Origin of the sequence: Raoultella sp. (assembly GCF_039594335.1) — a bacterium.
In the GTDB taxonomy this organism is placed as follows: Bacteria; Pseudomonadota; Gammaproteobacteria; order Enterobacterales; family Enterobacteriaceae; genus Klebsiella.
Map to the genome: position 1 here is coordinate 1 of NZ_JBCNNS010000138.1, position 10,971 is coordinate 10,971.

At 55.6% G+C, this 10,971-nt stretch carries 8 protein-coding genes and 2 pseudogenes; 7 read left to right on the top strand and 3 right to left on the bottom strand.

Going from position 1 to position 10,971, the window contains the following annotated elements:
• Positions 1-244 (bottom strand): annotated as a pseudogene (locus tag ACZAHD_RS18730) (fumarate hydratase); the annotation flags it as partial.
• A 197-nt stretch (positions 245-441) separates the two neighbouring features.
• Between ACZAHD_RS18730 and manA the strand changes: the two are divergent.
• Positions 442-1,620, top strand: a complete 1,179-nt coding sequence (gene manA / locus ACZAHD_RS18735; RefSeq protein ID WP_462458119.1) for a mannose-6-phosphate isomerase — start codon at positions 442-444, stop codon at positions 1,618-1,620.
• Positions 1,621-1,718: 98 nt separating this feature from the next.
• Positions 1,719-3,263, top strand: coding sequence for a YdgA family protein (locus tag ACZAHD_RS18740; protein WP_462458120.1), 1,545 nt, complete (start codon positions 1,719-1,721; stop codon positions 3,261-3,263).
• A gap of 26 nt (positions 3,264-3,289) precedes the next feature.
• On the opposite strand, the gene ACZAHD_RS18745 is transcribed toward ACZAHD_RS18740, so the two are convergent.
• Positions 3,290-4,318, bottom strand: coding sequence for a Mal regulon transcriptional regulator MalI (locus tag ACZAHD_RS18745; RefSeq protein WP_462458121.1), 1,029 nt, complete (start codon positions 4,316-4,318; stop codon positions 3,290-3,292).
• Between the two features lie 174 nt (positions 4,319-4,492).
• Between ACZAHD_RS18745 and malX the strand changes: the two genes are divergently transcribed.
• Both malX and ACZAHD_RS18755 read left to right on the top strand, forming a co-directional pair.
• Complete coding sequence (gene malX, locus ACZAHD_RS18750; protein WP_462458122.1) at positions 4,493-6,085, top strand: maltose/glucose-specific PTS transporter subunit IIBC; 1,593 nt, start codon at positions 4,493-4,495, stop codon at positions 6,083-6,085.
• A 48-nt stretch (positions 6,086-6,133) separates the two neighbouring features.
• Positions 6,134-7,306 (top strand): MalY/PatB family protein, encoded by a 1,173-nt coding sequence (locus ACZAHD_RS18755; protein WP_462458123.1) that lies wholly within the window; start codon positions 6,134-6,136, stop codon positions 7,304-7,306.
• 72 nt (positions 7,307-7,378) lie between these two features.
• Here the strand turns inward: ACZAHD_RS18755 and ACZAHD_RS18760 are convergent, their stop codons facing one another.
• On the bottom strand, positions 7,379-8,407 hold the full coding sequence (locus tag ACZAHD_RS18760; RefSeq protein WP_462458124.1) for a CorA family divalent cation transporter: 1,029 nt from the start codon (positions 8,405-8,407) through the stop codon (positions 7,379-7,381).
• A 187-nt stretch (positions 8,408-8,594) separates the two neighbouring features.
• Here ACZAHD_RS18760 and ACZAHD_RS18765 point away from each other — a divergent pair, with 187 nt between their 5' ends.
• The 3 genes and pseudogenes from ACZAHD_RS18765 to ACZAHD_RS18775 all read left to right on the top strand — a co-directional run.
• On the top strand, positions 8,595-10,217 hold the full coding sequence (locus ACZAHD_RS18765; RefSeq protein ID WP_462458125.1) for an inorganic phosphate transporter: 1,623 nt from the start codon (positions 8,595-8,597) through the stop codon (positions 10,215-10,217).
• A gap of 159 nt (positions 10,218-10,376) precedes the next feature.
• Positions 10,377-10,580, top strand: a complete 204-nt coding sequence (ydfZ, locus tag ACZAHD_RS18770) for a putative selenium delivery protein YdfZ (RefSeq protein WP_462458126.1) — start codon at positions 10,377-10,379, stop codon at positions 10,578-10,580.
• A 185-nt stretch (positions 10,581-10,765) separates the two neighbouring features.
• Positions 10,766-10,971 (top strand): annotated as a pseudogene (locus ACZAHD_RS18775) (selenium metabolism membrane protein YedE/FdhT); the annotation flags it as partial.

Here is a 10,971-nt window from a genome sequence, read left to right on the forward strand (position 1 = left end):
TTTCGCTGGCTTCCGGGTCGTTAAGGATATCGGCGACCTGCTGCTGGTGCGCCGGGCGCAACATAAAGGAAGCATCGTGGAAAGCGTGTTGTGCCAGAAGGGTCAGGGCTTCAGGTTCAACCTTCAGAACTTCCTGGCCGGCGAATTCGGCGATGGAAACGTAGTCACGACTGAGGAGATAATACTCGGTGTCATCCTTTTTAAGGGGAAAAGGATCCTGATAAACAAACGGTTTATTCGACATTGTGCTCTCACTTACTGCTGGGCTGATTATATTTCAGGCAGACACTCCATTTGCCTGTAGAAAAGCGAGTCGATCAATTTTACACAAAATTTTAACAAAAACTGAGACAGGGACGACTTTTTCTTTCAGCAGTTGCTTCTCGGCGGTTTGCTGGTTTATATAGAGTGATTATTATCATGTGGAAACAGGGATTGAGAATGCAAAAGCTCATTAACTCAGTGCAGAACTATGCCTGGGGAAGTCACACCGCATTAACAGAACTTTATGGTATTGCCAACCCGGACAACCTGCCAATGGCGGAGCTGTGGATGGGCGCCCACCCGAAGAGCAGCTCGCAGATTCTGGACGCTGACGGTCACCCGCGCGCACTGCGCCAGATCATTGACGGCGACAAGTCAGCGCTGCTCGGCGACAAGGTTGCGCAGCGTTTCGGCGAACTGCCGTTCCTGTTTAAAGTGCTCTGCGCCGCCCAGCCGCTCTCTATCCAGGTTCATCCGAACAAGCAGGCCTCCGAAGCTGGCTTTGCCAAAGAGAACGCCGCCGGCATTGCGCTGGATGCCGCTGAACGCAACTATAAAGATCCTAACCACAAGCCGGAGTTGGTCTTTGCGCTGACGCCATTCCTGGCGATGAACGCGTTCCGTGAATTTAGCGAGATTGCCGCCCTGCTGCAGCCGGTTGCCAGCGCGCACCCGGCCATCGGTGAATTCCTCAGCCACCCGGATGCTGAACATTTAAGTCAGCTGTTCGCCGGCCTGCTCAATATGCAAGGCGCAGAAAAAGCGCACGCTCTGCGCGTGCTGCAAACGGCGCTGGATAACCAACAGGGCGAACCGTGGCAGACCATCCGCCTGATCGCTGAATTCTATCCCGACGACAGCGGCTTGTTTTCTCCGCTGCTGCTTAATGTGGTGAAGTTGAATCCCGGCGAGGCGATGTTCCTGTTCGCCGAAACGCCGCATGCCTATCTGCAGGGGGTGGCGATGGAAGTGATGGCCAACTCGGATAACGTACTGCGTGCCGGCCTGACGCCGAAATACATCGATATTCCTGAGCTGGTTGCCAACGTGAAGTTTGTCGCCAAACCGGCCAGCGAGCTGCTGACTCAGCCGGTGCAACACGCCGCTGAGCTGAATTTCCCGATTCCGGTCGATGATTTCGCCTTCTCCCTGCACGATCTTTCAGCGCAGGAATTCCCCCTTGAGCAGCAGAGCGCGGCCATCGTCTTCTGCGTGGAAGGCGAAGCGGTTCTGCGTAAAGGAGAACAGCGTCTGCCCCTGAAAGCGGGCGAGTCGGCCTTTATTGGCTGTAACGAGTCGCCGGTTGCAGTCAGCGGCAGCGGTCGTCTGGCGCGCGTCTTTAATAAGCTCAAGTAAGTTACTGAACTTTTTAGCCACACTTGCTAGACTTTCCCTCATCATGACAACATGACCAGGCGGCCCGAACCGCCTGGTTTTATTTATGGACAAATGCTATGAAGAAATCGCTGGTCGCAGCAGGAATTATCGTGGCGCTGGGCGTCATCTGGACAGGTGGCGCCTGGTACACAGGGAAACAGTTGGAAAATCGCCTCGCTGATGTGGTGCAACAGGCCAATGCGCAGCTACAAAGCAGCGCGCCGGAAGCTGGCGTGGAATTGTCATGGCAAAACTATCAGCGTGGCCTGTTCAGTAGCCGCCTGCAGCTGGTAGTGAAGCCGGTTGCCGGTAAAGAGAACAGCTGGCTTGCTGCCGGACAGTCACTGGTGTTTGATGAAGTGGTCGATCACGGCCCCTTCCCGGCAGCAGCACTGAAATCCGGCCAGCTTGCCCCGGCGATGGCATCCGTCAAAACCTCGCTGGTCAGTAACGACGCCAGCAAAGGACTGTTTGATATCGCCAAAGGCGAATCACCGTTTACCATCAATACCCGCATTGCCTACAGTGGCGACAGCCGGTCGGCTATCGATCTGAGACCACTGGACTACGCGAAAGGCGATGAGAAGGTCGCCTTCAGCGGCGGCCAGTTCCAGCTAAATGCGGATGCGCAAGGCCAATCCCTGAGTCTGAGCGGTGAAGCGAGCAGCGGCCAGATCAATGCGCTCAATGAATACAACCAGAAAGTCCAGTTGAACTTCAATAACCTGAAAACCGACGGCGCCACCGAGATGACCAACTTCAATGAGCGCATCGGTAAGCAAAAAATCTCTCTGGATAAACTGTCGATTGGCGTTGAAGGGAAAGAGCTGGCCCTACTGGAAGGCATGAACATCGAGGGCCAGTCTTCGCTGACTGAAGACGGTAAAGGAATTAACAGCCAGCTGGATTACACCGTCAACAGCCTGAAGCTGCAAAACCAGGATATCGGCAGCGGTAAACTGACCGTTAAGCTGGCGAATCTTGATGGCCAGGCCTGGCATCAGTTCAGCGAGCAGTACAATGCCGAAGCCCAGGCACTGATGGCGAATCCGGAGATGACGCAGAATCCTGAATTATATCAGCAGGCGCTGACAGAAACCTTCTTTAAAGCGCTGCCGATTTTGCTGAAGGGTAACCCGTCACTGACTATCGCCCCGCTGAGCTGGCGCAATGCCAAAGGTGAAAGCACCTTTAATATGTCTGTTCTGCTGAAAGACCCCGCGCTGACCACCGCTGAGCCGCAAACGCTGGCGGATGAAGTGGATCGCAGCGTCAAGTCGCTCGATAGCAAGCTGGTCATTCCGGTCGATATGGCCACCGCATTTATGACTCAGATTGCTGGCCTCGAAGGTTACCAGCCGGAAGATGCGGCTAAACTCGCAGACCAGCAGGTGAAAGGTCTGGCCGCCATGGGGCAGATGTTCCGCATAACCACAATGGACAACAACGCGATCACCTCCAGCCTGCAATATGCCGAGGGTCAGGTCACCCTGAACGGGCAGAAAATGCCGCTGGACGAGTTCGCGGGAATGTTTGGCTTTACTCTGCCGGCAGCCCCAGGCGCCGAACCGCAGGAAACCTTGCCTGAAGAAGTGGCGCCGCCGGTCGCGCCGCAGCAGTAATCTCGCCATGAGCCCCTTTCGAGGGGCTATTTTCGGGTCACCAGCCGCGGGGGCATGATTTGATTTCTCGTGCTCATCTGCCCTTTCTCCAGACGCTGTAGAATACATTCCGCCAGGCTTTGCCCCATCTCGCGCGCAGGCGTGGTGACCCAGGTCAACGGTACGTCATCCAGCGCACTTTCCGGGACTTCAGCAAAAGCCGCCAGCGCCACACGCTGTTCAAAATAGCTCTCCACGCTGTCTTCACCGCTCTGTCGCCCCGCTCGCATCAGGCCAAACCAGGCACCGGTGGCAATCACGCTGTTGTAGCACAGCACAGCGGTAATGGTCGGGTTCTGCCGCAGCAGCGAGGCCATGGCTTCAGCCGCCAGCTTTTGGCTGGATTCGCACTCCACGACCCATTCGCTGTGAAACGGCAGACCGTACTTCAGTAGCGTCGCGCAGTATCCGCCTACCCGCTCCGCTCGTGTCAACGACGCGCTTTGCCCACCCAGCCAGGCGATGCGCTGGTGCCCGCGGCGGATCAGGTGTTCGGTGACGATCTGCGCGGCCTGCATATTATCCGGGCGGATAAGGTCGATATCATCGAGGTAGCTGGCGCGGGAGGCAAACACCAACGGCATACCGACCTCCGCAGCGCGATCGCGCAGTTCGCTGCCTTTGTCGATAGCACCGGCAATAATCACCCCGTCTACACCCTGTGAGATCAGGGTCTCAAAGCGCTGGCACATTTTTTCCCCGCTATGGCCGCCCTGGGTGAGAAAGACCATTTTGCCCTCAGACTCAAGCGCATCGATCAGACCGGCGGTGAGCTCGGCATAAAACGGTTTGGAGAGGTCACTCACAATAAGACCAATCACGCCGCTCTGCCCACCGCGCAGGGAAGCCGCCTGGCGGTTACGCACAAAACCCAGCTGCTCAATCGCCTGATTGACACGCTCGCCGGTGGCAGACGATATCCGGCCTTTGCCGCTCAACACCAGTGAAACCGTACTCACCGATACCCCGGCCACCTGCGCAACGTCGTTAATAGTGATCTTTTTTGCGATAGCCATAACTGCAACCGTCTCCCTGTGGCGGTCGATAAAACGTTTTATCAATAGGTTACCTTTATAAACGTTATCATCGCCTGATTATGTGATTTTTATCGCACTAAAAATTGATAAAACGTTTTATCTTGCCGTGGCGTTATACCCTACCCATAACTGAAAAAATCAGGATTCGTGTTAATGACGGCAAAAACGACACCAAAAATTACCTTGTGGGAGTTTTTCCAGCAATTAGGAAAAACGTTTATGTTGCCCGTGGCATTGCTCTCTTTTTGCGGAATCATGCTGGGAATCGGCAGTTCTTTAAGCAGCCATGATGTGCTCACCCTGCTGCCGTGGCTCGATATTCCTCTGTTGCAGGCGGTGTTTGTCTGGATGAGTAAAGTCGGCTCTTTCGCCTTTAGCTTCCTGCCAGTTATGTTCTGTATTGCGATTCCGCTGGGGCTGGCGCGCGAAAATAAAGGCGTGGCGGCCTTTGCCGGCTTCGTCGGTTATGCGGTCATGAACCTGGCGGTGAACTTCTGGCTCACCGCGAAAGGGATTCTGCCCACGACCGATGCCACGGTGCTGAAAGCCAACAATATCCAGAACATCATCGGTATTCAGTCAATCGATACCGGGATCCTTGGAGCGGTGATCGCCGGGATCATTGTCTGGATGCTGCACGAACGTTTTCATAATATCCGCCTGCCTGACGCATTGGCCTTCTTTGGCGGTACGCGTTTTGTGCCAATTATCACCACCGTGGTGCTCGGCCTGGTCGGTCTGGTTATCCCCCTCGTCTGGCCGGTCTTTGCCATGGGGATCAACGCCCTCGGCCACGTCATTAACAGCGCCGGCGACTTTGGACCGATGATTTTCGGTACCGGTGAACGTTTGCTGCTACCGTTCGGACTGCACCATATTCTGGTGGCCCTGATTCGCTTTACCGAAGCGGGCGGGACCATGGATGTGTGCGGTCATACCGTCAGCGGCGCGCTGACTATCTTCCAGGCGCAGCTGAGCTGCCCGGAAACGCACGGCTTCTCAGAAAGCGCCACCCGCTTCCTGTCGCAGGGTAAAATGCCGGCATTTCTCGGCGGCCTGCCGGGTGCGGCGCTGGCAATGTACCACTGCGCGCGTCCGGAAAACCGTCATAAAATTAAAGGACTGCTGATCTCCGGTGTGATCGCCTGCGTCGTGGGCGGTACCACTGAACCGCTGGAGTTCCTGTTCCTGTTCGTCGCCCCTGTACTGTATGTGATTCACGCCCTGCTGACCGGCCTCGGCTTCACTATCATGGCGGTACTTGGCGTCACTATCGGCAACACCGACGGGAACGTCATTGACTTCGTGGTCTTCGGCATCCTGCACGGCCTGTCCACCAAATGGTATCTGGTGCCGGTGGTGGCCGCTATCTGGTTTGCGGTGTATTACGGCATCTTCCGTTTCGCCATCACCCGCTTTAATCTGAAAACGCCGGGCCGCGATATCGAAACCCAGACCGCCTTTGACAAAGCCGTAGCTGGCGTCACCGGTAAATCCGGTTACAACGTGCCAGCAATTCTGGCCGCGCTGGGCGGAGCCGATAACATCGTCTCCCTGGATAACTGTATTACCCGCCTGCGTCTGTCTGTGCACGACATGAGTAAAGTGGATAGCGCCGCGCTGAAAGCCAACCGCGCCATCGGCGTGGTGCAGCTCAATCAGCATAACCTGCAGGTCGTTATCGGTCCTCAGGTTCAGTCGGTGAAAGATGAAATGGCCGTACTGATGAATACCGTCCAGGCCTAAATATCCGCCCCGCCTGACCCGGCGGGGGCTTTGATGAAGGAAGTGTCAATGTTTGATTTTGCAACGCCTGTCGATCGCCACGGTACCTGGTGTACGCAATGGGACTACGTAGCCGACCGCTTTGGCGCCGCCGACCTGCTCCCCTTTACTATCTCCGATATGGATTTCGCCACCGCCCCCTGCATTCTTGATGCCGTCAGTAAGCGTCTGGCGCACGGCGTGTTCGGCTACAGCCGCTGGAAAAACGATGAGTTTCTTGGCGCGATCGCCCACTGGTACGCCAGCCGGTTTCACTCCGCCGTGAACCGCGACGCGATCGTGTATGGCCCGTCGGTCATTTACATGGTGGCGGAGATGATTCGCCAGTGGTCTGACGAAGGTGACGGTGTGATTGTCCATACGCCGGCCTATGATGCTTTTTATAACACCATCACAGGAAACCAGCGTCGCGTTGCGCCGGTCCCGCTGACGCATCGGGATAACCGGTGGCATTGCGATATGGCACAGCTTGAACGCGCGCTGGCGGCGCCGCGTAACACGCTGCTGCTGCTGTGCAGCCCGCATAACCCCACGGGAAAAGTGTGGAGCCGCGAAGAGCTTGAGACGATGGCCCTCTTGTGCGAAAAGCACGGTGTGAAGGTCATCAGCGATGAGATTCATATGGATATGGTCTGGCACGAACATCATCATACGCCGTGGTGCGACGTCGCCCGCGGGCCGTGGGCGCTGTTTACCTCCGGCTCAAAAAGCTTCAATATTCCGGCGTTTACCGGTGCTTACGGCTTGATTGAAGAGACCGCTTCCCGCGAAGCTTATCTCACGGCACTGAAGAGTCGCGACGGACTCTCGTCACCCTCCGTGCCGGCGCTTGTCGCCCATATTGCCGCCTACCGCGAAGGCGCCCCGTGGCTCGATGCGCTACGGCTCTGTTTGCAAGACAACATGCGCTATATTGCGCAGGCACTCAATCAGGCATTCCCGCAACTGAACTGGCAGCCGCCGCAGGCCACCTATCTCGCCTGGATTGATTTGCGCCCGCTCGACGTGGACGACCGCGCGCTGCAAAAAGCACTCATTGAGGTGCAGAAGGTCGCCATTATGCCCGGGTATACCTACGGCGAAGAAGGGGGCGGTTTTGTGCGCCTCAATGCCGGCTGTCCCCGGGAGAAACTGGAAAGAGGCGTCAACGGCTTGATTGCCGCCCTACGCGCTTTAACATAGTCACGTCGCGGCGTTCAGCACGGCTTCGGCTGTGTTAAACGCCGTTGGCACAGCCTGAACAAGCCCCCCGGTTCACAAATCGTCCCGTCGCCGGAAGGCCAGATATCCTGCCACAAGGGTAAATCCACCGACGAGCAGCACCAGCAGGATAAACCCGTGATGATTGGTCGATAGCGGGATCCCCCCGACGTTCATGCCGAAGAACCCCGCCACAATATTGATCGGTAACGCCAGCACGGTAATGACCGTCAAGGTATATAGAGTGCGGTTACTTTTTTCCATTTGCCGGGCGCTGATCTCTTCCTGCAGCAGGCTGATACGCTCGGTCAACCCGGAGAGGTCATTGAGCACCACGGTAAACTCCTCAGTGAACTGGCGAAACTCCTGAACCACGGAGCGGTCGATCCACGCCGGTGGACGGTTGAGGAGCCGAAACATCGCTGCCGGTTCAGGAGCCAACAGCCGCTGAAAGCGCAGGAGCATCCGCCGCAGGCGCGCCAGGTCGGCACGATTGCGCTGGACGTGGTTACTGAGCAGCCGCTCTTCGATGGCATCGACGCGGCGACTTGCCTGGCGCACCACCTGCTCCAGCACCTCCTCCTGCTCTTCAAGCAAAAAGGCCAGCAGCGCGGTGGAAGATGTCACATTTAATGTCGCCAGCCGGGGCAACATCCATTCAATAAAGCGCAGCGGTTTGTAGCGGGCCGTCACCACCAGCTTCTGACTACAGTACAGCCACAGCGTCGATGTTTCCGCAGTGGTCTCCTGGGGATGAAAAATGACGTCGTTCAGCACGGCAAACAAATTGTCGCCCTGACGTTCAATGCGGGTGGTGTGAGAGCCGTCGCGGATCTCTTCAAAGAAAAAATCGGCAACGGGGAAATGATTCAGCAACCACTTCTCGGCGGTGGCGTGGTTGAGATTGAGATGCAGCCAGACAAAATCATTTTCGCCGTCCAGTTCGTGAAAACGAGAGCACACATGCTGGGAGGTGATTTGCTGCGGCTGATGCCCTTCCCGAAAAAGAAAACCGTACAACAGCCCGGAAACTTCCATATCAAAATCGGGCTTTAACATCTTTCCTGCGACATCTTGACTCATATATCCCTCAGGATTTGATTGCATGTTATTCGAACCCGAATCAAGTCATCTTTCGCTATTTTTCAGAGCCTGGCAAGGTTAATGATTTGTTCATCAAACGGCAACCTGGCTGACATCTGCGTTTTATAAGTTCAGCGCTGTCACCCGTAACATTTTATCCTGTCTGACGTTTAGAGGAAGGTTCCTGATGAGCGATAACAGCAGCTCGCAACGCGTTGCGCCGGGCCCAGGTCCGCAAGTCATCCAGTCAAAGATTTACCAAAAGAACAGTAAAAAAACTGTTCTTTTTTTTGTCTTTTTATTAGCTATCGGCATCGCATTTTCCGGCGTGAGTTTATTTAACGACGTGGCCCGTTCAGGAACGGTATATACCAGCTACCTGCCTTTTCTTTTATTAGGGCTGGCTTTATTGATTGCTCTCGGCTTTGAGTTTGTGAATGGCTTCCATGATACCGCCAACGCCGTGGCCACCGTCATCTATACCCATTCCCTGCCGCCGACCGTCGCGGTCATGTGGTCCGGCTTCTTTAATTTCCTCGGCGTTTTGCTCTCCAGCGGCGTGGTGGCCTTCGGTATCATTTCCTTACTCCCGGTCGAACTCATTCTACAGGCCGGTACCGGCAACGGGTTTGCGATGGTGTATGCCCTGCTGTTTTCCGCCATTATCTGGAACCTGGGGACCTGGTGGTTCGGCCTGCCGTCCTCTTCGTCACACACGCTGATCGGCTCGATTATCGGCGTTGGCGTTTCAAACGCGCTGCTCCACGGGCGCAATGGCACCAGCGACGTCGACTGGGGTCAGGCGGTCAATGTCGGTTATTCATTACTGCTCTCGCCGGTGGTCGGCTTTGTCTGCGCCGCCGTCCTGCTGCTGCTGTTAAAACGCTTCGTCAAAAACAAACAGCTCTACACCGCACCGGAAAATGACGCGCCGCCACCGCTGTGGATCCGTAGTCTGCTAATACTCACCTGTACCGGCGTCTCTTTTGCCCACGGCTCCAACGACGGACAAAAGGGAATGGGGCTCATTATGCTGATCCTGGTGGGGACCATGCCTATTGCCTATGCGCTAAACCGCACTCTGCCCCCGGAACAGGCGCCACGGGTCGCGGCGTTGGCCGAGGTCACTGAAAACAGGCTACTCAAACAATTCCCCGGCAACCTCCCCACCGATCCTCGTGAAGCGCTGACCCAATATGTGCGCGACAGCCAACTGACACCAGATGTTTTACCGGCGCTGGCGCACCTTTCCGGCATGATTGGCGACCAGATTCGCCAGTATGGTTCCGTCGATAAGATCCCGGGCCAGGCGGTATCCAATACCCGTAACGATATGTATCTGGCGGCGGAAACCATCAAACATTTGAAGAAAAACCCCGATGTTCAACTGCCGCTGGAGACATCACAGAACCTTGATGCGCTGAAAAAAGAGCTCGATAACGCCACGCGTTTCATTCCTTTCTGGGTGAAAGTGGCCGTCGCTTTGGCGCTTGGATTAGGCACCATGGTCGGCTGGCGACGCATTGTCGTCACCATCGGCGAGAAGATCGGCAAAACGCACCTGACCTATGCTCAGGGCGCCAGCGCGGAACTGGTGGCGATGGGTACCATTGGCGCCGCCGATGCCTTTGGCCTTCCCGTCTCCACCACTCACGTCCTCTCTTCCGGGATCGCCGGAACCATGGCGGCAAATCGCTCAGGATTGCAGTTTTCTACCGTGCGTAACCTGCTGATGGCCTGGGTACTGACGCTGCCCGCCTCGGTGATACTCTCCGCGATGCTGTACTGGATGTTCGCGAAAATATCATAGCCACCCGCGCAGAATGGCCCTGTTTCCCCCGACGTAATGGCGGGTAGTCTCACGGGTAAAAAGCATGATTTTGATAAATCTCAAAAAAACTCACTGACAAAAGGTGTATTAAAAAACCGCTAACCATCCCGTTCAGCTATTTGATAAGAGGAGGAAACCATGAAAACTTACGATCGTAACCGTAACGCTATCTCAACAGGTAGCATGGTTATGGTGGCGGGAAATGGCGTGACGGGCATCATTAAGACCATCCACAGCGAAGGTAAAACGGCGGAACAATTGCGTCGCGCTGACTGCGTGGAAATAGAAGGCTGCGAGGGATTATTTTGTCCGCTGAGCCTTATTCGGCTGGGTTTTCATTAATTGTCTCCCGGCGTGAGTCATCTCCCTGCTGAAAAAGAATAAAGGCCGCGCGGCGGCCTTTATCTTGTTGTCGGATCGATTCATTTTGATCCCATCGAGCGTTTTGTCGCTATCAGCGGCGTATTATCCCGCCTTCTTTAACCCCGCCAGGGGTAATTTACCTTCTGAGTTCAGAGGCATCTTTCATGACATGGCAACAGTTCAAACAGGCCTACCTGATTAAATTCTGGGCACCGGCCCCCGCAGTGATCGCAGCAGGCATTCTCTCCACCTATTATTTCGGTATTACCGGCACGTTCTGGGCCGTTACCGGGGAATTTACCCGCTGGGGAGGGCAGTTATTGCAACTTGCCGGCGTTCATACCGAGCAATGGGGTTATTTCAAACTGAT

Coding starts and splice junctions, on each gene's coding strand:
- ydfZ (WP_462458126.1), top strand. CDS start 10,377: ATGAAAACTTACGATCGTAACCGTAACGCTATCTCAACAGGTAGCATG.
- ACZAHD_RS18765 (WP_462458125.1), top strand. CDS start 8,595: ATGAGCGATAACAGCAGCTCGCAACGCGTTGCGCCGGGCCCAGGTCCG.
- ACZAHD_RS18745 (WP_462458121.1), bottom strand. CDS start 4,318: ATGGCTATCGCAAAAAAGATCACTATTAACGACGTTGCGCAGGTGGCC.
- malX (WP_462458122.1), top strand. CDS start 4,493: ATGACGGCAAAAACGACACCAAAAATTACCTTGTGGGAGTTTTTCCAG.
- manA (WP_462458119.1), top strand. CDS start 442: ATGCAAAAGCTCATTAACTCAGTGCAGAACTATGCCTGGGGAAGTCAC.
- ACZAHD_RS18755 (WP_462458123.1), top strand. CDS start 6,134: ATGTTTGATTTTGCAACGCCTGTCGATCGCCACGGTACCTGGTGTACG.
- ACZAHD_RS18760 (WP_462458124.1), bottom strand. CDS start 8,407: ATGAGTCAAGATGTCGCAGGAAAGATGTTAAAGCCCGATTTTGATATG.
- ACZAHD_RS18740 (WP_462458120.1), top strand. CDS start 1,719: ATGAAGAAATCGCTGGTCGCAGCAGGAATTATCGTGGCGCTGGGCGTC.